Here is a 25098-nt window from a genome sequence, read left to right as displayed (position 1 = left end):
GCAGGTCATGTCCTTCTTTCGCGCGCTGCTGTGCGGCCGTTGCGTTCGTCTCGCCACGGTCTTCGCCCTCGTCACGCTGACGCTCAACGGTTGCGCCGGCCTGTTCGGCGGCGACCCGCTGCGCGTGAACGTGGCCGGTATCGAACCGCTGCAGGGCCAGGGTCTCGAGATACGCTTCAACGTGAAATTGCGCGTGCAGAATCCCAACGATTCCGCGGTCAGCTTCAACGGCGTATCGCTCGATCTCGAACTGAACGGCAAGCCTTTCGCGAGCGGCGTGAGCGATCAGGCCGGCAGCGTGCCACGCTTCGGCGAAACGGTCGTCGATGTACCGTTGACCGTGCCTGCTTTCGCCGCGGTTCGCCAGGCCTTCGCCTTCGCGGGCGCTGCGCAGTCGGGACAGATTCCGTACATTCTGCGCGGCAAGCTCGCGGGTGGACTCACCGGCACGACGCGATTCGTCGATCAGGGGACGTTGAGCCTGCCGTCGTCCGGCATGGCGTTGCCCTGATGGCGTTCGGCATGGCTCACACCACTTCGAACAACCCCGCCGCGCCCTGCCCGCCGCCAATACACATCGTCACGACAACCAGCTTCGCGCCGCGCCGCTTGCCTTCGATCAGCGCATGCCCGGTCAGCCGCGCGCCCGACACGCCATACGGATGCCCGACCGCGATCGCGCCGCCGTTCACGTTCAGACGATCCTGGGGAATACCGAGCTTGTCGGCGCAATACAGCACCTGCACCGCGAACGCTTCGTTCAACTCCCACAGGTCGATGTCCTCGACTTTCAGACCTGCCTGCCTGAGCAGCTTCGGCACCGCGAACACCGGGCCGATCCCCATTTCGTCCGGCTCGCAACCTGCCACCGCGAAGCCGCGGAAAATACCGAGCGGCTGCAGGCCTTCGCGCTCCGCCACCTTCGCGTTCATCACCACGCACGCCGACGCGCCGTCCGAGAACTGGCTCGCATTGCCCGCGGTGATCACGCCGCCTGGCAATGCGGTACGAATCTTCGAGACGCCTTCGAGCGTCGTGTCGGCGCGAATGCCTTCGTCGCCGCTGACGGTCACTTCCTTCGTGAAAAGACGCCCGCCCGCTTTATCGGTGACGCCCGCGAGCACCGTCAGCGGCACGATCTCGTCCTTGAACCTGCCGGCTTCGAGCGCGGCGGCCGCGCGCTGTTGCGAACGCACGCCGTACTCGTCCTGACGCTCCTTCGAGATCGAATAGCGTTTCGCGACGTTCTCCGCGGTCTGCAGCATCGACCAGTAGATTTCCGGTTTGTTTTCGCTGAGCCAGCCTTCCGTCAGCATGTGGTGGTTCATCTCGTTCTGCACGCACGAGATCGATTCCACGCCGCCTGCCACATACACGTCGCCTTCACCGGCGATCACGCGTTGCGCGGCCAGCGCGATAGTTTGCAATCCCGACGAACAGAAACGGTTCACCGTCATGCCCGGCACGCTGACCGGCAAACCGGCGCGCAGCGCGATCTGCCGCGCGATGTTCATGCCCGTCGCGCCTTCCGGATTGGCGCAGCCCATGATCACGTCCTCGACGCGCGCCGGGTCGAGCTTCGCGCGTTCGACGGCGGCCTGCGTCACATGGCCGCCGAGCGTCGCGCCGTGCGTCATGTTGAAACCGCCGCGCCACGATTTGGCGAGGCCTGTGCGAGCGGTCGATACGATTACGGCGTCAGTCATGCGTGTCTCCTGTGTCGATCAGAGGTGGCGCGCTCTGATCCCATACGAGTTGATCGATACTTGCAGATGTCGATGGGGGCGCGCTGGCGAATCGATCACCGGATAGCGCCGCCCCAATCTTTTCACTCGAACGGTAAGTCAGCCGTTGAACCCGCGTCCTTGGGCCGCCAGCGCAGCGATACCCGACGCCAGTTGCCAGGCATCGCCGTTCGGTTGCGCCGCATAGCGGCGAATCGCGCGCTCCACGTTGTAGAGCCCGACCGTGTCCGCATACAGCATCGGGCCGCCGCGATAAAGCGGAAAGCCGTAGCCGGCCAGATAGACCATGTCGATGTCCGACGCCTTCGACGCAATACCCTCTTCGAGAATTTTCGCGCCTTCGTTCACGAGCGAGAACACGAGGCGCTCGACGATTTCCTCATCGCTGATCTTGCGGCGCCCGGCGTTGGCTTCTTTCGAAAACGCAACGATCATGTCGTCGACCACCTTCGACGGATACGCGGTGCGATCGCCCGCCTTGTAGTCGTACCAGCCGCCGCCCGTCTTCTGGCCGAAACGCCCTGTCTCGCAGAGACGATCGGCGATCTTCGAGTAATGCATGTCGGGATGTTCCTGATAACGGCGCTTGCGGATCGCCCAGCCGATGTCGTTGCCGGCCAGATCGCTCATGCGGAACGGACCCATCGCGAAGCCGAACTTTTCGATCGCGCGATCCACCTGCGCGGGCAGCGCGCCTTCTTCGAGCATGAAGAGCGCCTGGCGGATGTACTGCTCGATCATCCGGTTGCCGATAAAGCCGTCGCACACGCCCGAAACCACGGCGGTCTTGCGAATCTTTTTGGCGAGCTTCATGACGGTGGCGAGCACGTCTTTCGCCGTCTCCCTGCCGCGCACGACTTCGAGCAGCTTCATCACGTTGGCCGGGCTGAAGAAGTGCATGCCGACCACGTCCTGCGGACGCTTCGTGAAAGCGGCGATCCTGTCGACGTCGAGCGTGGAGGTGTTCGAGGCGAGGATCGCGCCTTGCTTCGCCACTTCGTCCAGACGCCTGAACACCTGCTCTTTCACGTCGAGTTCTTCGAACACCGCTTCGACGATCAGGTCGGCGTTTTTCAGGTCGTCATAGGAAAGCGTGGGTGTGATCAGCGCCATGCGCTGTTCGAGCGCTTCGGGCTTGAGCTTGCCTTTCCTGACGCTCGCTTCGTAGTTCTTGCGAATGGTCGCGAGGCCACGGTCCAGCGCTTCCTGTCTGGTTTCCAGCAGCGTGACCGGAATGCCCGCGTTGATGAAGTTCATCGCGATGCCGCCGCCCATCGTGCCCGCGCCGATCACGGCCACCTGGTTGATGTCGCGCACCGGCGTGTCGGACGGCACATCGGGAATCTTGCTCGCCGCGCGTTCGCCGAAAAAGGCGTGACGCAGCGCGCGGCTTTCCGGCGTCTGCACGAGTGCGATAAAGCATTCGCGTTCAAACGCGAGGCCCTTGTCGAAGCCGTTCTGCACGCCCGCTTCCACGGCGTCGATACATTTGTGCGGGGCGGGGAAATGCTTCGCGACGGCCGCCACGCTGTTGCGCGCGAACTGGATGAAACCGGCTGCGTTCGGATGCTCGATCCTGCGGTCGCGCAGCTTAGGATGCGGGCCTTCTTTTGCGCCGACCTTACGGGCAAATGCCAGCGCTGCTTCGGCCAGATCGCCTTGCGCGAGTTCATCGAACAAGCCGGAGTCAGCGAGTTTCTCCGACATCACGGGCGTGCCGGAGACGATCATGTTGAGCGCGGCTTCGAGACCGATGGCGCGCGGCAAACGCTGCGTGCCGCCTGCGCCCGGCAGAATGCCGAGCTTCACTTCCGGCAGCGCGATCTGCGCGCCGGGCGCGGCCACGCGGTAATGCGCGCCGAGCGCGAGTTCCAGACCGCCGCCCATCGCGACGCTGTGAATCGCCGCGACCACCGGCTTCGCGCTGCCTTCCACGATCTTGATGACCGTGGCGAGCGTCGGCTCCTGAGTCGCTTTCGGCGTATTGAATTCGGTGATATCCGCGCCGCCCGAGAAGGCCTTGCCCGCGCCCGTCAGCACGATCGCCTCGATACCCGGATCGTTCTGCGCGCGCTCGATCCCTTCGACGATGCCGGCTCGCGTCGACAGGCCGAGGCCGTTGACGGGAGGATTGTTCAGCGTGATGACGGCCACGCCGTCATGAGTTGTGTAGTCCACTGCCATCTGCCTGCCTCCATGCGATCCATGCGATCTGCAATAAGGCGACGCTCAGGCGCGCCGCCCTTCCGGTTCATCAGGTCGGACTATCGGTCCGACTCATTGTCGGACGAATTGTCGTTTGACGCCGGGGTCAGCAGGCAGAATACACAGAAAAGCACGCTCGTTCAATTTATCAGGAGACGGGGTTTCCCCTGGCAAGCGGCGTGAGCGGGCAGTCCTTTTCATCCTCCAGCGCGGACGGCAGCACATGGTCGCGGAAAATGTCGCGCAGCTTGAGTTTTTGCAGCTTGCCGGTTGCCGTGTGCGGCAGTTCGTCGACAAAGGCGACGTCGTCGGGAATCCACCATCTGGCGACCTTGCCTTCGTAGAAGGCGATCAGCTCATCTCGCGTCACCTCGAAGCCGGGACGCTTGACGACCACCAGCAGCGGCCGCTCGGTCCATTTCGGATGCGCACACGCGATGCACGCCGCTTCGGCCACGGCCGGATGCGCGATCGCCACGTTCTCGATGTCGATCGAACTGATCCATTCGCCGCCGGACTTGATCACGTCTTTCGAGCGGTCCGTGATATGCAGAAAGCTGTCGCGGTCGATAGTGGCGACGTCGCCGGTGGGAAACCAGCCGTCCACCAGCGGCGAGTCGTCCTTGCGGAAATACCGGTCGATCACCCACGGCCCGCGCACGTGCAGATCGCCGAACGCCACGCCGTCCCACGGCAGCTCGCGGCCGTCTTCGCCGACGATCTTCATATCGACGCCATAGAGCACGTGCCCCTGCTTCTCCAGCAACTTGCGCTGCTCTTCCAGCGGACGCTGGCTTTGCTCCCATGTCAGCCTGGACAGCGTGCCGAGCGGCGACATCTCGGTCATGCCCCATGCATGGATCACCTGCACGCCGTAGTCGTCCTCGAACGTGCGCAGCATGGCCGGCGGACACGCCGAGCCGCCGATCACCGTGCGATTGAGCGACGAAAACCGCACCTTCGCCTCGCGCAGATAGTTGAGCAGACCGAGCCACACGGTCGGCACGCCGGCCGAATACGTGACGCGTTCGCTTTCCATCAATTCGTACAGCGACTTGCCGTCGAGATCCTTGCCGGGGAACACCAGCTTCGCGCCGGTCAGCGGCGCCGAGTGCGGAATGCCCCACGCGTTCACATGAAACATCGGCACGACGGGCAGCACGCAGTCGCGCGCGGACAAGCTCATGGCGTCGGGCAACGCGGCGCCGAACGCATGCAGCACCGTCGAGCGATGCGAATACAGCGCGCCCTTCGGATTACCGGTGGTGCCGGACGTATAGCAAAGGTATGAAGCCTGGCGCTCGTCGAGCGGCGGCCATTCGTAATTGCCGTCCTGCGCGGTGACGAGCGTCTCGTAGCTGAGCACGGGTGTCTGCATGGCAGGCAGGTGCGCTTCGTCGGCGAGCGCGATCCAGCCGCGCACTTTCGGGCACTGCGGCGCGAGCACGTCGACGAGCGGGGCGAACGTGGTGTCGAACAGCACGTAAGCGTCGTCCGCGTGATTGATGATGTAGGCGATCTGATCGGGAAAGAGACGCGGATTGATCGTGTGGCAGACAGCGCCGAAGCCGGTCGTGCCGTAATACGCTTCCAGATGCCGGTAGCCGTTCCATGCCAGCGTCGCGACCCGTTCGCCGGGTTCGACGCCGAGCGCGATCAAAGCCTGCGCGAGCTGCTTCGCGCGCTTTTCGCAATCGCGATAGGTATAACGATGCAGGTCGCCTTCAATGCGGCGCGACACGATTTCAGTGCTGCCGAAATGCCGCGCGGCATGCGCGAGCAGCGAAGGCACGGTGAGCGGCACGTCCATCATCTGGCCAGCGAGCGGCGTCGTCATAAGAAGGGGTCTCCTCGGCTTGATTGTTTCAATCGGTTGGCAGCTCGGGGGGCGCGCCTCAGCCTCGACGCGCCGTCAGCGAAACCGGCGGAAGTCCGGCAAACGGCTCCTGATGCTCCGATATGGAAGCACACAAGGCCGGCCAGCAGCTCCGCGGGCGCGGACTTACAATATCGGTTAATCCAGAGGCGCTCAACATGTCGTTTTCCCCAAGCATTGCAGGGTTATCCGGGCCTTTGTCGGCCCTTTCCGATGCGCTCACCACTGCGCCGGAAAGCGCGTTTGCGAGCCTTGGCAGCGTGTTTCTCACGCGCCTGCCGGCGGCGCCGCTCAGCGCGCCATATGTGGTTGGATTCTCCGCGGAAACCGCCGCGCTGCTCGGTTTGGAGCCCGGCATCGAGAACGATCCTGCGTTTGCCGAACTGTTCTCGGGCAATGCCACGCGCGAGTGGCCGGCCGAGGCGCTGCCCTATGCGTCGGTATATTCGGGCCACCAGTTCGGCGTGTGGGCCGGCCAGCTCGGCGACGGCCGCGCGCTCGGCCTCGGCGAAGTCGAACACGGCGGCCGGCGTTTCGAGCTGCAGCTCAAAGGCGCGGGGCGCACACCCTATTCGCGCATGGGCGACGGCCGCGCGGTGTTGCGCTCGTCGATCCGCGAATATCTGTGTTCGGAGGCCATGCATCACCTCGGCATTCCGACCACCCGCGCGCTGTGTGTAATCGGCTCCGATCAGCCTGTGCGGCGTGAAACAGTCGAAACGGCCGCGGTGGTCACGCGCGTGGCGCCGAGTTTCGTGCGCTTCGGCCACTTCGAGCATTTCTATTCGAACGATCGCACCGACGCGCTGCGCGCGCTCGCCGATCATGTGATCGAACGCTTCTATCCGCATTGCCGCGAAGCCGACGATCCGTATCTCGCGCTGCTGAACGAAGCGGTGATATCGACCGCCGACCTGATGGTCGAGTGGCAGGCGGTCGGCTTCTGCCACGGCGTGATGAACACGGACAACATGTCGATCCTCGGTCTCACCATCGACTACGGTCCGTTCGGTTTCATGGACGGCTTCGACGCCGGCTACATCTGCAATCACTCGGATTCGCAAGGCCGTTACGCGTACCGGATGCAGCCGCAGATCGCCTACTGGAACCTCTTCTGCCTCGCCCAAGGCCTGTTGCCGCTGCTGGGCGAAAAGCACGAAGAAAGCGTGCGCGGCGACAAGGCGATCGAAGACGCGCAGCGTGTGCTCGGCGGCTTCAAGGACCGTTTCGCGCCGGCGCTGGAGCGGCGCATGCGCGCGAAGCTCGGCCTCGAAACCGAACGCGCCGGCGACGACGCGCTCGCCAATCGCCTGTTCGAAGTGATGCACGCCAATCGCGCGGATTTCACGCTGACCTTCCGCAATCTGGCGCGCGTGTCGAAGCACGACGCGAGCGGCGACGCCGCGGTGCGCGATCTGTTCCTCGACCGCGCCGCGTTCGATGCGTGGGTGAACGACTACCGCGCGCGGCTGTCGGAGGAAACACGCGAGGACGCCGCGCGCGCCATTGCAATGAACCGTGTGAACCCCAAATTCGTACTTCGCAATCATCTGGCGGAAACGGCGATCCGCCGCGCGAAAGAGAAGGATTTTTCGGAAGTGGAGCGACTGGCGGCCGTGTTGCGCCGCCCATTCGACGAACAGCCCGAGCACGAAGCGTATGCCGGGTTGCCGCCGGACTGGGCGAGTTCGCTGGAAGTGAGTTGCTCGTCGTGACGCGCGGAAACACCGCTGCTTGCGTCTGATTGCGTAGCAGCTTAATGAGCCAATCCGGAGCCGAATCCGCCTGACCTATCCAGCCGCCCCCAGAACAACCCCGAGCAAGCCCGAGACAGGAACCCGACCATGAACAAGCCCGACGACCTCAACACCGACGCCCCCGCCGTGCAGAAAGACGACGCCGAGTGGCGCAAGCAGCTTTCCGACGTCGAATATCAGGTGACGCGCCACGCGGCCACCGAGCGCCCATTCACGGGCCGCTATCACGACCACTGGGACCGTGGCATCTATGACTGCGTCTGTTGCGGCACGCCGCTGTTCGAATCGGACACCAAGTTCGATGCCGGCTGCGGCTGGCCGAGCTACTTCAAGCCGATCAACGGCGAAGTGATCGCCGAGAAGACCGACCGCTCGCACGGCATGCTGCGCATCGAGGTCCAATGCAAGAACTGCGGCGCGCATCTGGGCCACGTGTTCGAAGACGGGCCGGCGCCGACCGGCCTGCGGTACTGCATCAATTCGGCTGCGTTACAATTCGAGCCCAAGTAACGCAGCGCGGAGTCCGGCGCGTTGCCGGCCGGCGCCCGCGTCCAACCAGGCGCGCGCCGGCCGCGACACCCGTCATCCTGCTTGCGAGCCGGTCGAACCGGTCGATCGGCTTCGCACCGCGCCCCTAATCTCCGACCCATTCTCCGATTTCCCGACCAGATAATGAAATTCCTGTTCGATCTGTTCCCGATCATCCTGTTTTTCGTCGCCTTCAAGATCTGGGGCATTTTCACGGCGACGGCAGTGGCGATCGTCGCCACGCTGGTGCAGATCGCATGGGTGGCGTTCCGCCACCGCAAGGTCGACCCGATGCTGTGGGTGAGCCTCGGCGTCGTCACCGTGTTCGGCGGCGCCACGCTCGTGCTGCACAACGATACCTTCATCAAATGGAAGCCGACCGTGCTGTACTGGGCGTTCTCGGTCGCGCTGATCGTCTCGCAACTGGCCTTCAACAAGAACCTGATCGAAGCGATGATGGGCAAGCAGATCACGCTGCCGCACGCGATCTGGGGCAAGCTGAATGTGGTGTGGGGGGTGTTTTTCGTGCTGCTCGGGCTCGTCAATCTGTTCGTCGCGTACAACTACACGACCGACCAGTGGGTCAATTTCAAGCTGTTCGGCGCGACCGGCTGTCTCGTGGTGTTTATCGTCGGGCAGAGCTTGTGGCTGTCGAAGTATATGAAGGAAGAATGACATGACGAGCAATGCCGATGTATTCATGCACGCCACCACCGCCGAGCGCGCCGCGCTGATCGAGACGCGCCTCGCCGCCGCCCTCGCGCCGGTCGAGTCGATCCGGATCACCGACGACAGCGCGCAGCACGCAGGCCACGCCGGCGCCTCGGCCGGCGGTCATTTCAGTGTCACGATCGTGGCTGCCGCATTTGCCGGCAAGGCCCGCGTGGCGCGGCATCGCATGGTGTATGATGCGCTGGCCGATGCCATGCAGCGCGGCATTCACGCCCTTGCAATCACGGCGTACACGCCCGAAGAATTCGCTTTGTTGCCCCGCTAGGAAAATTTTCGATGACCTTGAAGAAAACCCGCCTTTGGGTATTGCTGGCTGCATTTGCAGCCGCACCTGCATTCGCACAGAACATCGCCGTCGTGAACGGCACGCCGATTCCGAAAGCACGTGCCGATGCGCTGATCGATCAACTGGTTCATCAAGGCCAGCAAAATACGCCGCAACTGCAAATGGCCGTGCGCGAAGAACTGGTGAACCGCGAGATCCTCATGCAGGAAGCGCTGCGCCGTGGCCTGCCGAATCGTCCGGACATCAAGGCGCAAATCGCCGTGGCACAGCAAACCGTGGTGCTGCGCGCGCTGATCGAAGACTTCGTGAAGAACAACACGCCGACCGACGCCGAAGTCACGGCGCGCTACAACGCGCTGATCAAGGACGCGGGCGGCAAGGAATATCACCTGCATCACATTCTGGTGGACAACGAGCAGCAGGCCAAAGACCTGATCGCGAAGATCAAGGCCGGCGCGAGCTTCGAAGATCTCGCCAAGCAATACTCGAAGGACCCGGGATCGGGCAAGAACGGCGGCGATCTGGACTGGTCGGACCCGAAGGCTTACGTGCCTGAGTTCGCGGACGCGGCCACGCATCTGCAGAAAGGCCAGATGACCGACACGCCGGTGCATACGCAATTCGGCTGGCACATCATCCGTGTCGACGACGTGCGCAACGTCACGCCGCCGCCGCTGGAGCAAGTGCGCCCGCAGATCGTGCAGCAGATCCAGCAGGAAAAGCTGCAGGCGTTTGAAGAAGGCCTGCGTAAGAACGCGAAGATTCAGTGAGCGGAGCTTGCCGCTGAGAATCGGGATTGCGCTTCGGGTTGGCGCTTCTCGTGATCGGCGGTCCTCGATTCTGAAAAAGGCGCTGTTCAGTCAATGACTGAACAGCGCCTTTTTCATATGCGGTCGACCACTCGGTTAAACCACCGCGCTCACTTGCGCAGCGCCGCGCTCATCTCCGCGAGCGGCATCGCGACGATCGAGTCGAGCAGCCGGACCTCGCCGGCATTCGGCTGCGCGATTTCGCCGACGGCACGCCGCGTGTCCATCACGCGCGCGTCGAGAATGGCCAGCATGTCATCCAGCAACCTTTCCGAACCTCTTGGCGCGAGATGAAGCGCCTCGCCGAATGCCAGCATGTTCCTTCTGGAAATGTCCGCGAACCGGGTGGCGTCTCCAACGGGCATGGTCAGGTCGCAATGCGGCCAACGGTCCCGCTGTTGCGGCTGGTAGGTCGGCGTATGGTAGACGACCGTGCTCACCAGATCGTAGAACGGAGCCAGCATGTAGCCGCGCGGACTGACGAAGAACGACAGGTTTTTCAGATGCGAATCGGCGTTGCCGATCAGGACGTTGAAGACCGCCCATCGGAAGACATCGAGACGCGCCACTGCGCGGGTGCTCGTTTTTTCGATGGCATCGCTTAACACCTGCGCCGTAGCGTTCTGATATTTGAAGCTGCGGTCGTAGTTCAACAACTGCATGGCGTCGACCGTATGGAGGCGCCGGGCCGGCTCAGTGGTCGTATCACGGTCGAAACGATCGATGACGTAGCAGGCCGAGGGCACGCGTATGAAGTGCGTGGGCGGCACGCGCACACCCATCGCCCGGGCCAGCCGCATGCAGAAAAATTCGTTGATCGCTGAATGGGGATAGCCCGTGCTCCGCATGTCGGGCTTGAGCAGATGCATGGACGGCTCGCTTCCCACCGGCTCGAACAGTTCGTAATCCGGCGCATCGCCTCGCAAGGTCAGCAGCAGCTTCTGCTGGGCGCCTGCCGCGGACATGCGTTTGGGCGCCGTGGCGGTTAGCGCGTGCTGCGGCATGGCCTGAATGCGCGCCTCCAGATTCGCGTACGACAAAGGTTGCAGACCGCCGGACGCCTCGTGTTCACCTTCGGCAAGCAAGGTCAAGGCGCCGGCCGACTCCCGCCCGTAATAGGCGAGCAGACCCCAGGCGTCGCCCGCCTCGACCCTGGCCTCGCGAGCGAGTGCAATACGCATTTCCGCTTCAGGCAGGAGATTGTCGAAAAACCATTGCACCGGCCTCTGGCTCGAACCGTCCACGAAAGACCCGGCAGCAAGCGGAAAAGCGGGTGACAGCTCGAACGCGTCCTCGCGAGCGAGCCAGTCCTTGTCGTAGGTAAATGACCAGATACCGCTGTCATCGCTCACGATGCCAACGCGCCGGCCATTCGCATAGGCGACGAGCGTTCTAGCGGCCATGAGTGGTCCGTCTGCGCTGGAGCGCCTTGGTGGCCGAGGCTGGAGGAATGTCCACGGAAACTTGCGCGCGCAGCGTGATGCCCAGTTCAGCGAGAAGATGCAGCACCTTGCCGATCTGCGCGGTTGGCTTACCGGCTTCGATATGCGTGATGAACTTGGGGGACAGCCCTGCCGCAATGGCGAGGTCGTCGCGTGTCAGCCCCTGGGCGAGCCGCGACGCCCGCACGAGATCGCCGAGCGCCGTCATGTCGCCAATGAAAACCTCGGATTGCCGCACTGTCCACCCCTGTGTACGTTCGTACCCGCTCGGGAACATTATGCCACGTGACCGGGATGGAGACTTGATCTCGTACCCGCTCGGGTACGAAGTGGCATGGTAGAGGTCTATTCAGTTCATTTCGTACCCGCTCGGGTACGAAGAACGGAAAAATGGCCGACTGGCGGCCTTCACGTACCAGAGCGGATACGGAGCATATGCCGATAGTCTGGACATCACTGCAAGGCGGCACCGCGTCTTCGCCGCCCGCCTTTTGCCCGCCTTTTGCCCGTGCCACGCGGCCGCACGGCCCGTGGCACGTCATATCGTCAGCCCAGCCAGCGGCGCGCGTTCTGGAATACGCGCATCCACGGGCTCGCGTCCGTGCCGCCTTCGCCCCAGCCTTCCGGATGCCAGCTCATCTGCACCGCGCGATGCACGCGCTCGGTGTGCGGCATCAGCACGGTGAAGCGCCCGTCCGGCGTGGTCACCGACGTGATGCCGTTCGGCGAGCCGTTCGGGTTGAACGGATACTGCTCCGTGGCCTGACCCCGGTGATCGACATACCGCATCGCCACCGCGACCTTCGACGCATCGCCCTGCTGCGAGAAGTCCGCGTAACCTTCGCCATGCGCGATCGCCACCGGAATGCGCGAGCCTTCCATGCCGTTGAAGAAGATCGACGGCGAAGCCTGCACTTCGACCAGCGAGAAGCGCGCTTCGAACTTCTCCGATTTGTTGCGCGTGAACTTCGGCCAGGCTTCGGCGCCCGGAATCATGGAGGCCAGGCTGCTCATCATCTGGCAGCCGTTGCAGATGCCGAGCGCGAACGTGTCTGCGCGGCCGAAGAACGCGGCGAACATGTCGGCCAGTTGCGCGTTGAAGCGGATCGCCTTCGCCCAGCCTTCACCAGCGCCCAGCGTGTCACCGTACGAGAAGCCGCCGCATGCCACCGCGCCGGCGAAATCCGCCAGATTGGCGCGGCCCGCCAGCAGGTCGCTCATGTGTACGTCGTGCGCGTCGAAGCCGGCGCGGTCGAATGCATAGGCCGTTTCGAGGTGCGAGTTGACGCCCTGCTCGCGCAGGATCGCCACACGCGGACGCGCGCTCCTGCCGACGAACGGCGCGGCCACGTCTTCCGTCGGATCGAAGTTCAGCACCGGCGCAATGCCCGGATCGGCCGCGTCGGAGAGCGCGTCGTATTCGGCGTCGGCGCAAGCCGGGTTGTCGCGCAGACGCGAAATCCGCCAGCTCACTTCGCTCCACGTGCGATGCAGTTCGGTGCGCGGTGCTTCGTAAATCTTCTTCGCGTCGCGATAGATTTCGATGGTGTCGCGCTCGTTGATCTTGCCGATCACATGCGAGCACGCCGACAGGCCATGTTCGCGCAACGCGACCAGCACCGCGTCGCGCTCGGACGCGCGAACCTGCACGACGGCGCCGAGTTCCTCGGTGAAGAGCGCGCGGATCGTGCGGTCTTCGCGGCGGCCGCTGGTCTGCTTCGCCCAGTCTTTGGCGTCGCCGTAGTCGGATTCGTGGTTCGGATCGAGCACCAGCATGTCCACGTTCAGCGACACGCCCACGTGCCCCGCGAACGCCATTTCGCACACGGTCGCCCACAGGCCGCCATCCGAACGGTCGTGATAGGCGAGCAGCTTGCCGTCCTGGTTCAGCGCCTGGATCGCGGCGAAGAAACGCTTCAGGTCTTCCGGGTCGTCCACGTCCGGCACCGTGTCACCGACCTGCTGGGTGACCTGCGCGAGAATGCTGCCGCCCAGACGATGCTTGCCGCGGCCAAGGTCGATCGCGATCAGCACCGACTCGCCCACGTCGCTCGCGCGGCGCAGTTGCGGCGTGAGGTGGCGGCGCACGTCTTCGACCGGCGCGAATGCCGAGATGATCAGCGAGACCGGTGCGACCACTTCTTTCGCGACGCCGCGGTCTTCCCACTTGGTGCGCATGGACAGCGAATCCTTGCCGACCGGAATGCTGATGCCGAGCGCCGGGCACAATTCCATGCCGATCGCCTTGACCGTGTCGTACAGCGCGGCGTCTTCGCCCGCTGCGCCGCACGCGGCCATCCAGTTGGCCGACAGCTTGAGCTTGTCGAGCGACGCGATCGGCGCCGCCGCGATGTTGGTCACCGCCTCGCCGACCGCCATGCGGCCCGACGCCGGCGCGTCGATCACGGCGAGCGGCGTGCGCTCGGCCATAGTCATGGCTTCGCCGCGAAAGCCCGCGTAGTCCATCGTCGTGATCGCGACGTCGGCCACCGGCACCTGCCACGGGCCGACCATCTGGTCGCGCGCGGTCGTGCCGCCCACCGAGCGGTCGCCGATCGTGATCAGGAACGACTTGCTCGCCACCGTGGGATGACGCAGCACGCTGGTCGCGACATCCGCCAGCACGAGGCCGGTGACATCCACCGGTTCGAGCTTCCGCTCGACGCGTTTGACGTCGCGATGCATGCGCGGCGCCTTGCCGAGCAGCACTTCCATTGGCATGTCGACCGGCTGGTGCGCGTTGTCGTCGTTCAGTTCGGAGTCGATCAGCTTGAGTTGACGCTCGGCGGTGGCCGTGCCGATCACGGCGAACGGGCAGCGCTCGCGCTGGCACATGGCCTCGAACGCCGGCAGATCGGCCGGCGCGATGGCCAGCACGTAGCGTTCTTGCGCTTCGTTCGACCAGATTTCGCGCGGCGACAGGCCGCTCTCTTCCAGCTGGATTTTGCGCAGGTCGAAGCGCGCCCCCTTGCCCGCGCCATCGACCACCTCCGGGAAGGCGTTCGAAAGACCGCCCGCGCCGACGTCGTGAATGCTCAGAATCGGGTTCTTCTCGCCGAGCTGCCAGCACGCATTGATGACTTCCTGCGCGCGGCGTTCGATTTCCGGGTTGCCGCGCTGGACCGAGTCGAAATCGAGTTCAGCGGTGTTGGTGCCGGTCGCCATCGAGCTCGCGGCGCCGCCGCCCATGCCGATGCGCATGCCGGGACCGCCGATCTGGATCAGCAGCGAGCCCTCCGGCAGATCGTGCTTGTGCGTGTGCTGGTCCGAGATATTGCCGATGCCGCCGGCGATCATGATCGGCTTGTGATAGCCGCGCACCAGACCCGCGACGTTCTGCTCGTAAGCACGGAAATAGCCGCCCAGGTTGGGCCGGCCGAATTCGTTGTTGAACGCGGCGCCGCCGAGCGGGCCGTCGATCATGATCTGCAGCGGCGAAGCGATGCGATCGGGCCGGCCGTACGCTTCGTGCTTGTCGCCCGGATTGCGGTGCGCGAGCGGCTGCGCGGCGTCGCGTGCGTTTTCCCATGCTTCGACGCCGTCCGGCAGTTCCAGATTCGACACCGTGAAGCCCGCCAGACCCGCTTTGGGACGCGCGCCGCGGCCGGTCGCGCCTTCGTCGCGGATTTCGCCGCCCGCGCCGGTCGCGGCGCCCGGGAACGGTGAAATTGCGGTCGGGTGGTTATGCGTTTCCACCTTCATCAAGGTGTGGGTGAGTTCGGTGCTGCGGCGGTAGTGCTCGGGCAGCTCGCTCGCGCCGAGATTGGCCGGCGTGCGCGGGAACCAGCGCTCGGCCATGCCGCCCGCCATGATCGCCGAGTTGTCCGAATACGCGACGATCGTGCCCTGCGGATTCAGCTTCTCGGTGTTGCGGATCATGTTGAAGAGCGAGATGTCCTGCTTCTCGCCGTCGATGGTCCAATCGGCGTTGAAAATCTTGTGGCGGCAGTGTTCGCTGTTGGCCTGCGCGAACATCATCAGTTCGACGTCAGTCGGATTGCGGCCGAGCTTCGTGAACGCGTCGACCAGGTAGTCGATTTCGTCCTCGGCGAGCGCGAGGCCCAGTTCCGTGTTCGCCGCGACCAGCGCGCCGCGGCCGTGGCCGAGCACGTCGACGGTTTGCAGCGGCTTGGCCGGCAGTTCGTCGAACAGATGCAATGCGTGGTCGCGCGAAGGCGACACGCTTTCGGTCATGCGGTCGTGCAAGGCCGCCGCGACAGCCGCGCGGGCTTCGTCGGAAAGCGCCTTCCTGCCGCCCAGCAGGCCGCTTTTCAGCGTCACCGTGTACTCGACGCCGCGCTCGATGCGGCGCACCTGCGTGAGACCGCACAGATGCGCGATATCCGTTGCCTTGCTCGCCCACGGCGACACCGTGCCGAAACGCGGCACCACGAGGAAGGCCTCGGCCGTGCCGCGCTCCTTGCTTTCTTCGAGCGGCTGGCCGTAATGCATCAGCGCTTCGATCTTCGCGTTGTCTTCAGCGGAAAGCGGTGTCTGGGCGTTGACGAAGTGCAGATATTGTCCGCGCACGCCGGTGATGTTCGGGTCGATGCGCGTAAGCGTTTCGAGCAGGCGGGTTTGACGGAAATCGGAAAGGGCCGAAGCGCCGGGGAAACACGAGAAGTGGGCCATGGACTTGACGTTGCGTCGCTAATGATGCCGATGAGTGATGCGGATGAGTCGCGCCGATGGGTCGCGCGTGATGGCGACGTGAGACGCAAGGGAAGTCCGGGATTATACCCCGGGAACGGGCTTCCGACGGCCGCGGGGCGTGTCCGGGCGACCGGCGGCCGCATGCTCGCGAATGTGTTCTTCCGATACGACATCCCGACGACATCCCGATGCTTTAATCGACGCGCAAGTGGGGCGATTCGTTCGCCCGGACGCGTTGGGGCACCCAGCGATGGGCGAACACGCCCGCGACGCGAACCGCAAACTCATCTGAACAGGCATGTCATGAACGTGAACCGCTATGGCAGTACCCATCAGACTTCGCATCCGCTGGCCTTGATGCAGCCTCCGTGGGGCATGGCTGCAGCACCCGCGCGTCCGTCGCCACGCATTCATGCGACGGACGGGACACCGCGTGCGCCGATCGGCAATGTGCCGGCCTCGCCGCCACTCGGCAAGGTGCCCGGCCGGGCGCCGAGGGTCGGAGGCCTGGCTGACCCGATCGAGCGCACCGGCGGCAAAGCGGCGACATATACGGTGGACGGTGCGGGTAAGCGCGTTCGGGAGAGCAAGGACGCCAACGGCAATCCGGTTCGCGACACGTGGGAGGCGGATGGGCGGCACACCCGCGACAGCGTGGGCGCCGACGGCACGCGCATTCGCGACACGTGGGAAGCGGATGGCAAACACCTGCACGAGACGTGCGACGCGAACGGCAAGCACGTGCTTGACATCTGGGATGCGAAAGGCAAACACATCCATGAAGTCTGGGACGCGAGCGGCAAGCACGTCCTGGACATCTGGGATGCGCAAGGCAAGCACAAACGAATCGTCTGGCACAAAAAGCACGACAACCTGCCGACGTCGATGAGGACCCACGGTCTCTCCCCCGGACACGCGGGCCAGAACGGACGCCCGATGCCTCGACCCGTGGCCGGCGGCGCTCCGGCGTCATCGCCGCTCCCGGGTAATGGCAACGGCGGCAGCGAGCCGTCGACACCTGGCGGCGGCGGGGATGCTGGGCGGCCTGTCGCGCCCATCGGCGGCAGTGGCGGACAACCCTCGGCGCCGATCGGCGGCGGCGGTCAACCCTCCGGGCCCGCAGGCAACGGCGGTGGTCAACTCTTCGCGCCTATCGGCAACGGCGGCGGTCAACTCTCCGCGCCTGACGGCGACGGCGGCGGCCAAACCTCCGCACCCATCGGCGATAACGAGGGCCAGCCATCAACACCCACGGGCGGCGATAGCGGCGACATCCAGGCGCCCGACGACAACAGCGGCGATACCGACTACGATCAACCCGCCCCCGGCACCGCGCGGACGCCGGGGATGATCGGCTTCACGCCGGCGCAAGGCGGCATCGTGACCCGCGCCTATCAACACGTGAAACGCATGATCGACAGCGCGCTCGACAAGCTCGAATCCGGTCATCCGGACGGCAACTTTGCGCGCTGGTTCGGCAGCCCGACTCAGCGGAACGTGCAGAAAGTCGAGCAGGTCTTCACCCGCATGCAGCACGCCATGTCGCACGACCGGTTCACCTTCGTCCTCGGTGCGCCGCATGACGACTCGGAGCTGGCGCACGTGCAACCCGGTTCACCTCATCAGATCAATCTGAAGCCGCACTTCTTCGATCACGCCTTCGGCGCCAACACTCCGGAAGCGACGATCGCTCACGAACTGAGCCATTTCCCGTACATCGGCAACACCAGGGACCACCTGTATGGTCCGGCCGCCGTCGCCGGGCTCGCGCAACGGAACAGCGACATGGCCACCGACAACGCCGAAAACTACGGCATGTTCATTCGCGCGCAGGCGACGGCATGAGCCTCTGAGCGGCACCGGCCCTCGCCGCGGCCGCGACGGACCACGGGAAACGACGCCGCAACCCGCGCGCTTCCGTCTCCTCGGCTCGCGTCGGCCGCGGACGGACCGGCACGCTGTCCGCGTGGCCGCGTGGCCGGTTTGACTGCTATCATTCGCCCTTTCACCAGATCGGCGCGAGCGGCCTCGTCAGGCCGGGCAACGCGCCGCATGTCACGCTCAACGGGAATGCGCCGCTTCGGCGTCCCGTCGGCAAATCGAATCAGAACATGGATGTCATCGTCATCGGCGGCGGGATTGCGGGCGTCGCCACCGCTTATCAACTGCGCGCGGCCGGCCACCGGGTATGCGTCGTCGAGCGCCACGCCACTGTCGCGCAGGGCGCGACCTATGGACACAGCGGCACCGTCCTGCCGACCCCGCTGGACGTCTGGTTCGGCCCGACTTTCATGGCCAGCCGTCAGAACGCCAAAAACGGCATAGTCAACAAAGCCGGCTTCAACGGGCCGGCGCGCCAGCTGGTCAAACAGCTCGCCGAGTTGCAGGAGCCCAACGCCTTCGGCCATCAATACGGACTGCTGCGACCGCTGATCGAGCTCTCGCGCGACACCCTCGCGGACATGGAAGCGCGCTTCGGGCTGGAGTTCGAACAGGCGAGCGGCGTGCTCTATCTGGTCCGTACCGAACAGGAGTGGCAGCAGTTGCGGCCGGCCCTCGGGCTGCTGCGGCTCTTCGAAGTGCCGCACCACGAGTTGACTCCCGAACAATGCGCCGCGTTCGAGCATTCCGTGCGCACCGAGCCGGCATTCGCCGGCGGCGTGCTGTTCGACCAAGAGCGCACGGCCAACTGCCCGCTGTTCACGAAGCTCATCAAGCAGACACTGGATACCCAGGGCGACGTCCAGTTCATGCTGGGCTGCGAAGTCGCGTCGATCCGCCTGGAAGGCCAGCGCGCCGCGGTGGAGCTGGCGCCGCGGCCGGGCGCGGCATCCCGCTCGCGCGAAGTCGACGTGATCCACGCCGACGCGGTGGTCGTGGCCGCCGGCCACGGCAGCCTGGCGCTGCTCGAGCGCCTCGGCTTGCGCCTGCCGCTGCATCCGCTGCGCCTGCACACGCTGGTGGCACCGATCGCGCACGAGGAATGCGCGCCGCACGTCGCCATCGTGGACGCGGTGAAGCGGATCGCGATCAGCCGGATGAACCATCGCCTGCGGATCGCGGGCGGCGCGGTTCTGCAAAGCGCCGGCCAGATCGACAAGCCGCTGGGCGAAGCGGTGACGAAAGAAGCCCTCGCGCTGCTCGGCCAGGCCACGCACGACTGGATTCCGGGCGCCGCGCGAATCTCGGCGGCGCTGCCGTGGGAAGGCGCCAAACTACTGTCGCCGGACGGCTTGCCGGTGATCGGCAATGCGCTTCATCCGCGCCTTTTCGTCAATATCGGCCACGGCCCCGCGGGCTGGGGTCTCGCCTGCGGATCGGGCAAACTGGTTGCCGACCTGATTTCGGGCAGCGCGCCCGAGCTTCCCGCAGACACGCTGGCCGCCCTGCGCGCGGATCGCTTCCGTTGAAACCAATCCCAAGGCCCCGCCGGTGACGGAAGGGGCTTTTTGTTTTATGGATGCCTCGGGGACGGCCCCATGCACACGCTGCCCGCAAGAGACCCCGCCGGGCGCCTATCGGCACTACCATAGCGATTCCCAAGCTTTCTCACCTGGCTCCAGGTGAACCGCCGAGCCCGCCATGACAGAAGCCGACCCCACGCCGCCGACGCTTATCAGCCCGCACAATCGCGCCTTGCCTTTACTGACGCTGACCGATTTGCGGATCGCCGAATCCCAGGCGCAGGCAACGCTGCCCAAACACACGCTGATGTCTCGCGCCGGGAAATCGGCGGCGAGCTTCCTGCAGGAGCAGATCACCCGCGACATCTCGATCGAAAAATCGCGGCACAAGGTGTGGCTCATCGCCGGGCCGGGCAACAACGGCGGCGACGCGCTGGTGCTCGCGACGGAACTGCACAGAGCCGGGATTGCCGTCGAACTGTGCATGCCGGTCGAAGTGAAACCGGACGACGCGCGCTGGGCGCTCGAAACAGCCCGCGCGGCGGGCGTCGCGATCGGCGCCGCGGTGCCCGCGTCGCTCGACGACTACACGTGGCTCGTGGACGGCATGTTCGGCATCGGCCTGACACGTCCGCTCGAAGGCGTGTTCGCGGACGTCGCCCGCCGGCTCTCGCAACGGACCCAAGCACGGCCCCGCAAAGGCGGCGTGCTGGCGCTCGACGTACCGAGCGGGCTCGACAGCGACACCGGCACGGCGGTGGGCAATGGCAATGTCATTGGCGAGGGCGCCGCCGTCCATGCCACCCATACCATCACCTTCATCGGCGCCAAGCCGGGGCTGTTTACAGCGCAAGGCCGCGACCTCGCGGGCGCCGTCACGGTCGCGCCGATCGGCGTCGACACCCGCGGCCGCACGGCCGTGCAGCTCAACGCGCCCGAGCTCTTCGCCGCGTTCCTGCCGCCGCGCGATTTCGCGACCAACAAGGGCAGCTTCGGCAGCCTTGCCGTGGTGGGCGGCGACACCGGCATGTGCGGCGCGCCGATTCTCGCTTCGCGCGCGGCGCTTTATACCGGCGCGGGCAAGGTGCACGTCGCGCTACTGGGCGAAGGCGCCCCGCCCTACGATCCACCGCATCCCGAACTCATGCTGCATGCGATCGACGATCTGCCGCTCGATCACATGGACGCGCTCGCAGTCGGCTGCGGCATGGGTCATCGCGAGCGGGCCACGCGTGTGATGCACGACGTGCTGCACCTCTACGTGCCCAAGCTGTTCGACGCGGACGCGTTGAACCTGATCTCGAAAGACCCCGCGCTCGCCGCCGAAGTCACCGCGCGCGGCGTGCAAGGCGATCCGTGCATCCTCACGCCGCATCCGCTCGAAGCCGCGCGCCTGCTCGGCACCGACGCGCCGGGCGTGCAGCGCGACCGCCTCACCGCGGCACGCGCGCTCGCCGCGCGCTTTGCCAGTGTAGTGGTCCTGAAAGGCACCGGCACCGTCGTCGCGGCACCGGACGGCCGCCTCGCGATCAATCCGACCGGCAACGCCGCGCTCGCGACGGGCGGCACCGGCGACGTGCTCGGCGGCATCATCGGCGCCCTGCTCGCGCAGCGTCTGCCGCGCTACGAAGCGGCGCTCGCGGGCGTCTATCTGCACGGCCTCGCCGCCGACACGTTGAGCGCGCAAGGCCACGGTCCCGCCGGCCTGACCGCGGGCGAACTGGCGCCGATGGTGCGCACCTTGCTGAACCGTCTGTTCTATCCGGCGGCGGACTGCTGAAGCGCTGCGTCCCAACCTGTGGGCAGCCCCTCCAAAGCGCTGCCCGCTGTCACGCAACGCCGCTATACTGACTGACTGCGCTGCGCGTCGGAGCCAGCCCGGGAGACGGCGAAGTTTCGTCGCCGCCCGCGGCGAACCCGGCTGCGCGGCATCGCTCTAACAGCATCGTTGCATCATCCTCGGCAGCGCTTCACGCGCGCGCCTTTCTTCGTGCCCCTTCGCTAGACGGACGCTATGACGCAGAACTCGCTCCCCTCCTGGTCCTCGCTGCAAACGCATTACGAAAAGATTCGCGATGCGCACATGCGCGACTGGTTCGCCCCCGAGAACGATCCCGCCCCTACCCGTGCCGAACGCTTTGCGTTCGCGGGCGGCGGTCTCGCGGCCGATTTCTCGAAGAACCGCATCACCGACGAAACCCTGAAACTGCTCGTGCAACTCGCGCGCGAAGCCGGCGTCGAGAAACGCCGCGACGCGATGTTCGCGGGTGCAGTCGTCAACCCGACCGAAGGCCGCGCCGCGCTGCACACGGCCCTGCGCGCCACCGACCCGAAAGCGCCGTTCTACGACCAGGTGCAGGCCGAGCGCGCCAGGATGGCCGCGTTCGCCGACCAGGTGCGCAGCGGCGAGTGGAAAGGCTATACCGGCAAGCGGATCCGCTACGTGGTGAACATCGGCATCGGCGGCTCGGACCTCGGGCCGAAGATGGTCGTGCACGCGCTGCATCATCTGGCCACGCCGGAGATCACCACGCATTTCGTGTCGAACGTCGACGGCGCCGATCTTTACAACGTGATGCAGCAGATCGATCCCGAAGAAACGCTCGCAATCATCGTCTCCAAGACTTTCACCACGCTCGAAACCATGACCAACGCGCGCTCGCTGCGTGACTGGTTCGTCGAGAAAGGCTGCCCGGAAAGCGCGCTGGCGAAACACTTCGTCGGCGTGTCGGCCAATCCCGCGGAAGTGGTCAAGTTCGGCATCGCGAAAGAAAACGTGTTCGAGATGTGGGACTGGGTTGGCGGGCGTTACTCGTTGTGGTCGGCGGTGGGTCTGTCGATCATGATCGCGGTCGGACCGCAGCAGTTCGGCGAACTGCTCGCCGGCGCCAATGAGATGGACCAGCATTTCCGCGACGCGCCGCTCGAGAAGAATCTGCCGGTGCTGCTCGGCATGATCGGCATCTGGTATCGCAACTTCTTCGGCTCGCAAAGCTACCTGGTCGCGCCGTATTCGGAAGCGCTGCATTTCCTGCCGTCGTATCTGCAACAGCTCGAAATGGAGAGCAACGGCAAGTCGGCGCGTCTCGACGGCGTAATGGTCGACTATCCGACCGCCGCCGTGACGTGGGGCGAACCGGGCACGAACGGCCAGCATGCGTTCTTCCAGATGCTGCATCAGGGCCCGACGATCGTGCCGATCGACTTCATCGCCGTGTTGACGCCGGAGCATCCGCTCGTCAGTCATCATCCGAAGCTGCTCGCCAACTGCTTCGCGCAGAGTGAAGCGCTGATGCTCGGCCGCACGCTCGAGGAAGCGAAGAAAGTGGCCGGCGCGGACAAGCCGGAGCTGGCGCCGCACCTGGTGTTTCCGGGGAATCGTCCCACCAGCACGCTGCTCGTCGACGCACTGACCGCGCGTTCGCTCGGCGCTTTGATCGCGCTGTACGAGCACAAGGTGCTGGTGCAGGCGTCGGTGTGGGACATCAATCCGTTCGATCAATGGGGCGTGGAATTGGGCAAGATTCTCGGCAAAGTGGTCGAGGCCGATCTGACAGCGCCGAGCGTCGATGAGAAGAAGCATGACTCGTCGACGTCAGCGTTGATTGCCCGGGCACGCGCCGCGTTGAAGAAGTGACTATGCCGGCGGCGCGGTGATTCGCGCCGCTTGAGTCTATGCTGAACCTGCGCTGAGCCCGCCTGGCCCGCTGATCTGCCGGCGAGGCGAGCCCGGATTGAAAAAGCGCGGGCTCTTGCGGCCCGCCCGGCTCTGGTTGCGACACTCAACTCAAGGGGCGCCGCGTCGCGTTCACACGAGACGACCCGCCTCGATCGTCACCGTCGTATCGCAGCGGCGTGCCAGTTCGATGTCATGCGTGACGAGAATCAACGTGGCACCGTTCGCGCGGTTCATCTCGAACATCAGATCGATCACCGCGTGGCCGGTAGCGGCATCCAGACTGCCGGTCGGCTCGTCGGCGAACAGGATGGCCGGATGCGTGACGAATGCGCGCGCAAGCGCCACGCGTTGCTGCTCGCCACCGGACAGCAGCTTCGGATAATGACCGGTACGCTTGCCGAGTCCCACCTGCTCCAGCAAGCCGCGCGCACGCGTTGCAGCCTCGCGGGTACTGATGCCGCCTTGCAGTTCCAGCGGCAATGTGACGTTTTCGAGCGCGGTCAGATGCGGCATCAGTTGAAACGACTGGAACACGAAGCCGACCGAGCCGCTGCGTAATGCGGCGCGCTCGTCTTCGTTCAGTTCACCCAGTTCGCGGCCGAGCAGCCGAACCGAGCCCGAACTCGCGCTGTCCAATCCTGCGAGCAAGCCCAGCAGCGTAGACTTGCCCGACCCGGATGCACCGACGATCGCCACACTGCTGCCGGCAGCGATAGCAAGATCGATGTCGTCGAGAATCGTCAGCTCGCCCGTTGCATCCTTAACCTTCTTGCACAAACCCCGCACTTCAATGACTGGATCAGTTTTGTTTAGCATGGTGAAGCGTAGGTTGAAAGTGCGTGCCATGACGTCTCACGCCACGGCGCTGACAACGGCATGCGGCTGTGCCGTGATGGCCGCCACCCTGTTTTCAGCGAGCTTCGCGGCCCGGGCCGCCAATGCACCCGAACCGGCCAGGCCGGTGATCGTCGTGCTCGGCGACAGCATCTCCGCCGAATACGGCTTGCCCCGTGACACTGGCTGGGTTGCGTTGATGCGCCAGCGCCTCACCGACGAGCGAATCGATTATAGCGTCGCCAATGCAAGCATCAGCGGCGACACCACGAGCGGCGGACGAGCCCGCTTGCCCGCGCTCATGCAACGGTTGAAGCCGAGCATCGTGATCGTCGAACTCGGCGCCAACGACGCCTTGCGCGGCGTACCGCTCTCCACTACCGAAGACAACCTGCGCACGATCATCGAGCAGGCTCAGCAAGGTCACGCGAAGGTGGTACTGGTGGGCATGTATGTGCCGCCTAATTACGGCCCCGACTATACGCAAAAGTTCCACGGCCTGTATGGCGAGTTGTCAAAGCAGCTGCGCGTGCCGCTCGTGCCGTTTCTGCTCGCCGGCATTGCCGACAAGCCTGACATGTTCCAGGCCGATCAGATTCATCCCACCCAGCAGGCACAGCCAGTGCTACTCAACAACGTGTGGCCCGCAGTCAAGCCACTCCTTCGCACAAGTTCGCCGCACTGAAAAGCCTGCTAACAACTTGTTTCCAGAACTTCGGGAACACGGATCGGTAAGGTCTATACGACACTTTCGTAATCCCGTGTAACCCGGCTCGATTTTGAGCGACTTTTGAGGAGATAACGTGAAATATTTACCGTTAATCGCTTTGACCGTGGCAATTTCTGCCTGCGCCGCTCAACCGCCCGCTGGCGTTCAATCCGTTGGTCAAAGCCAGCAACCGCCGAAGGCTGTCGCCACCTGCATCGCGCAGAAGTGGGCAGACAGTTCGCAACAGCAAGTCGTGTCGCAAGACACGCTGGCTAACGATCAGGCAATGGATGTGTATGTTCCAGGCCAGCAGCCGCCTAACGGCGCCGCCGCGGTCGTACGTCCTTCGTACACCGGCAAGGGCACGTGGGTCGGCTTTCGCGGGAACGGCGCAGCGGGTAGCGACGCCACCGGTGCAATCAGCGGCTGCCTGTAACGC

The 25098-nt window shown here is 64.9% G+C and carries 19 protein-coding genes; 12 read left to right on the top strand and 7 right to left on the bottom strand.

The genetic code is table 11. The annotated features are described in order from the left end of the window. The first annotated feature begins 7 nt into the window (after positions 1 to 7). Positions 8 to 511: an LEA type 2 family protein gene (locus BXE_RS10740; RefSeq protein WP_011488320.1), complete on the top strand. Its 504-nt coding sequence runs from the start codon at positions 8 to 10 to the stop codon at positions 509 to 511. Positions 512 to 527: 16 nt separating this feature from the next. Here the strand turns inward: BXE_RS10740 and BXE_RS10735 are convergent, their stop codons facing one another. The 3 genes from BXE_RS10735 to BXE_RS10725 form a co-directional block, all read right to left on the bottom strand. Continuing rightward, positions 528 to 1706, bottom strand: a complete 1179-nt coding sequence (locus tag BXE_RS10735; protein ID WP_011488319.1) for an acetyl-CoA C-acyltransferase — start codon at positions 1704 to 1706, stop codon at positions 528 to 530. A 138-nt stretch (positions 1707 to 1844) separates the two neighbouring features. Next, the gene (locus BXE_RS10730; RefSeq protein ID WP_011488318.1) at positions 1845 to 3929 is read right to left on the bottom strand and encodes a 3-hydroxyacyl-CoA dehydrogenase NAD-binding domain-containing protein; all 2085 of its coding nucleotides are present in this window, start codon (positions 3927 to 3929) and stop codon (positions 1845 to 1847) included. A gap of 169 nt (positions 3930 to 4098) precedes the next feature. Further along, positions 4099 to 5787, bottom strand: a complete 1689-nt coding sequence (locus BXE_RS10725) for a 3-(methylthio)propionyl-CoA ligase (protein ID WP_011488317.1) — start codon at positions 5785 to 5787, stop codon at positions 4099 to 4101. A gap of 197 nt (positions 5788 to 5984) precedes the next feature. On the opposite strand from BXE_RS10725, the gene BXE_RS10720 reads away from it, so the two are divergent. From BXE_RS10720 to BXE_RS10700, 5 genes are all read left to right on the top strand, one after another. Continuing rightward, positions 5985 to 7541, top strand: coding sequence for a protein adenylyltransferase SelO (locus BXE_RS10720; RefSeq protein WP_011488316.1), 1557 nt, complete (start codon positions 5985 to 5987; stop codon positions 7539 to 7541). 129 nt (positions 7542 to 7670) lie between these two features. Beyond that, entirely contained in the window at positions 7671 to 8093 is a 423-nt protein-coding gene (gene msrB / locus BXE_RS10715; protein WP_007181992.1) for a peptide-methionine (R)-S-oxide reductase MsrB, read from the top strand. Between the two features lie 162 nt (positions 8094 to 8255). After that, positions 8256 to 8786, top strand: coding sequence for a septation protein A (locus BXE_RS10710; protein WP_011488315.1), 531 nt, complete (start codon positions 8256 to 8258; stop codon positions 8784 to 8786). A gap of 1 nt (position 8787) precedes the next feature. Further along, positions 8788 to 9108, top strand: a complete 321-nt coding sequence (locus tag BXE_RS10705; protein ID WP_011488314.1) for a BolA family protein — start codon at positions 8788 to 8790, stop codon at positions 9106 to 9108. Positions 9109 to 9119: 11 nt separating this feature from the next. Next, positions 9120 to 9899, top strand: a complete 780-nt coding sequence (locus BXE_RS10700) for a peptidylprolyl isomerase (RefSeq protein ID WP_011488313.1) — start codon at positions 9120 to 9122, stop codon at positions 9897 to 9899. 149 nt (positions 9900 to 10048) lie between these two features. Here BXE_RS10700 and BXE_RS10695 read toward each other — a convergent pair whose 3' ends face one another. From BXE_RS10695 to purL, 3 genes are all read right to left on the bottom strand, one after another. Continuing rightward, positions 10049 to 11341: a HipA domain-containing protein gene (locus BXE_RS10695; RefSeq protein WP_011488312.1), complete on the bottom strand. Its 1293-nt coding sequence runs from the start codon at positions 11339 to 11341 to the stop codon at positions 10049 to 10051. Next, positions 11331 to 11588 carry a helix-turn-helix domain-containing protein gene (locus tag BXE_RS10690; RefSeq protein WP_038458856.1) on the bottom strand — a complete coding sequence of 86 codons (258 nt, stop codon included), beginning with the start codon at positions 11586 to 11588 and terminating at the stop codon, positions 11331 to 11333. Before BXE_RS10690 ends, BXE_RS10695 begins: the two co-directional genes overlap by 11 nt. A 338-nt stretch (positions 11589 to 11926) precedes the next feature. After that, positions 11927 to 16012, bottom strand: a complete 4086-nt coding sequence (gene purL, locus BXE_RS10685; RefSeq protein ID WP_011488310.1) for a phosphoribosylformylglycinamidine synthase — start codon at positions 16010 to 16012, stop codon at positions 11927 to 11929. A 324-nt stretch (positions 16013 to 16336) separates the two neighbouring features. Here purL and BXE_RS10680 point away from each other — a divergent pair, with 324 nt between their 5' ends. From BXE_RS10680 to pgi, 4 genes are all read left to right on the top strand, one after another. Then, a complete protein-coding gene (locus tag BXE_RS10680; RefSeq protein ID WP_011488309.1) occupies positions 16337 to 17878 on the top strand; it encodes a M35 family metallopeptidase in 1542 nt (513 codons plus the stop codon). 266 nt (positions 17879 to 18144) lie between these two features. Then, positions 18145 to 19443 (top strand): FAD-dependent oxidoreductase, encoded by a 1299-nt coding sequence (locus BXE_RS10675; RefSeq protein ID WP_011488308.1) that lies wholly within the window; start codon positions 18145 to 18147, stop codon positions 19441 to 19443. 172 nt (positions 19444 to 19615) lie between these two features. Next, positions 19616 to 21217: a bifunctional ADP-dependent NAD(P)H-hydrate dehydratase/NAD(P)H-hydrate epimerase gene (locus tag BXE_RS10670; RefSeq protein WP_011488307.1), complete on the top strand. Its 1602-nt coding sequence runs from the start codon at positions 19616 to 19618 to the stop codon at positions 21215 to 21217. A gap of 234 nt (positions 21218 to 21451) precedes the next feature. After that, the gene (pgi, locus tag BXE_RS10665) at positions 21452 to 23074 is read left to right on the top strand and encodes a glucose-6-phosphate isomerase (protein ID WP_011488306.1); all 1623 of its coding nucleotides are present in this window, start codon (positions 21452 to 21454) and stop codon (positions 23072 to 23074) included. 171 nt (positions 23075 to 23245) lie between these two features. Here pgi and BXE_RS10660 read toward each other — a convergent pair whose 3' ends face one another. Further along, positions 23246 to 23932, bottom strand: a complete 687-nt coding sequence (locus BXE_RS10660; RefSeq protein ID WP_007182003.1) for an ABC transporter ATP-binding protein — start codon at positions 23930 to 23932, stop codon at positions 23246 to 23248. Between the two features lie 28 nt (positions 23933 to 23960). Between BXE_RS10660 and BXE_RS10655 the strand changes: the two genes are divergently transcribed. Together BXE_RS10655 and BXE_RS10650 are read left to right on the top strand one after the other, a co-directional pair. Further along, a complete protein-coding gene (locus BXE_RS10655) occupies positions 23961 to 24635 on the top strand; it encodes an arylesterase (RefSeq protein ID WP_171914662.1) in 675 nt (224 codons plus the stop codon). Positions 24636 to 24753: 118 nt separating this feature from the next. After that, positions 24754 to 25095, top strand: a complete 342-nt coding sequence (locus BXE_RS10650) for a hypothetical protein (protein ID WP_011488304.1) — start codon at positions 24754 to 24756, stop codon at positions 25093 to 25095. Positions 25096 to 25098 lie beyond the last annotated feature (3 nt).

It is taken from the genome of Paraburkholderia xenovorans LB400, from assembly GCF_000013645.1.
Lineage (GTDB): Bacteria > Pseudomonadota > Gammaproteobacteria > Burkholderiales > Burkholderiaceae > Paraburkholderia > Paraburkholderia xenovorans.
The sequence above is the reverse complement of the archived record's forward strand: the minus strand, read 5'-3'. Positions and strand labels throughout refer to the sequence as shown.

Bases quoted from the DNA above. Each gene is read 5' to 3' on its own strand.
- BXE_RS10675 (WP_011488308.1), top strand. From the start codon at position 18,145: ATGGATGTCATCGTCATCGGCGGCGGGATTGCGGGCGTCGCCACCGCT.
- BXE_RS10740 (WP_011488320.1), top strand. From the start codon at position 8: ATGTCCTTCTTTCGCGCGCTGCTGTGCGGCCGTTGCGTTCGTCTCGCC.
- BXE_RS10655 (WP_171914662.1), top strand. From the start codon at position 23,961: ATGACGTCTCACGCCACGGCGCTGACAACGGCATGCGGCTGTGCCGTG.
- purL (WP_011488310.1), bottom strand. From the start codon at position 16,012: ATGGCCCACTTCTCGTGTTTCCCCGGCGCTTCGGCCCTTTCCGATTTC.
- BXE_RS10730 (WP_011488318.1), bottom strand. From the start codon at position 3,929: ATGGCAGTGGACTACACAACTCATGACGGCGTGGCCGTCATCACGCTG.
- BXE_RS10690 (WP_038458856.1), bottom strand. From the start codon at position 11,588: ATGACGGCGCTCGGCGATCTCGTGCGGGCGTCGCGGCTCGCCCAGGGG.
- BXE_RS10705 (WP_011488314.1), top strand. From the start codon at position 8,788: ATGACGAGCAATGCCGATGTATTCATGCACGCCACCACCGCCGAGCGC.
- BXE_RS10660 (WP_007182003.1), bottom strand. From the start codon at position 23,932: ATGCTAAACAAAACTGATCCAGTCATTGAAGTGCGGGGTTTGTGCAAG.
- BXE_RS10710 (WP_011488315.1), top strand. From the start codon at position 8,256: ATGAAATTCCTGTTCGATCTGTTCCCGATCATCCTGTTTTTCGTCGCC.
- msrB (WP_007181992.1), top strand. From the start codon at position 7,671: ATGAACAAGCCCGACGACCTCAACACCGACGCCCCCGCCGTGCAGAAA.
- pgi (WP_011488306.1), top strand. From the start codon at position 21,452: ATGACGCAGAACTCGCTCCCCTCCTGGTCCTCGCTGCAAACGCATTAC.
- BXE_RS10670 (WP_011488307.1), top strand. From the start codon at position 19,616: ATGACAGAAGCCGACCCCACGCCGCCGACGCTTATCAGCCCGCACAAT.
- BXE_RS10735 (WP_011488319.1), bottom strand. From the start codon at position 1,706: ATGACTGACGCCGTAATCGTATCGACCGCTCGCACAGGCCTCGCCAAA.
- BXE_RS10725 (WP_011488317.1), bottom strand. From the start codon at position 5,787: ATGACGACGCCGCTCGCTGGCCAGATGATGGACGTGCCGCTCACCGTG.
- BXE_RS10695 (WP_011488312.1), bottom strand. From the start codon at position 11,341: ATGGCCGCTAGAACGCTCGTCGCCTATGCGAATGGCCGGCGCGTTGGC.
- BXE_RS10700 (WP_011488313.1), top strand. From the start codon at position 9,120: ATGACCTTGAAGAAAACCCGCCTTTGGGTATTGCTGGCTGCATTTGCA.
- BXE_RS10720 (WP_011488316.1), top strand. From the start codon at position 5,985: ATGTCGTTTTCCCCAAGCATTGCAGGGTTATCCGGGCCTTTGTCGGCC.
- BXE_RS10680 (WP_011488309.1), top strand. From the start codon at position 16,337: ATGAACGTGAACCGCTATGGCAGTACCCATCAGACTTCGCATCCGCTG.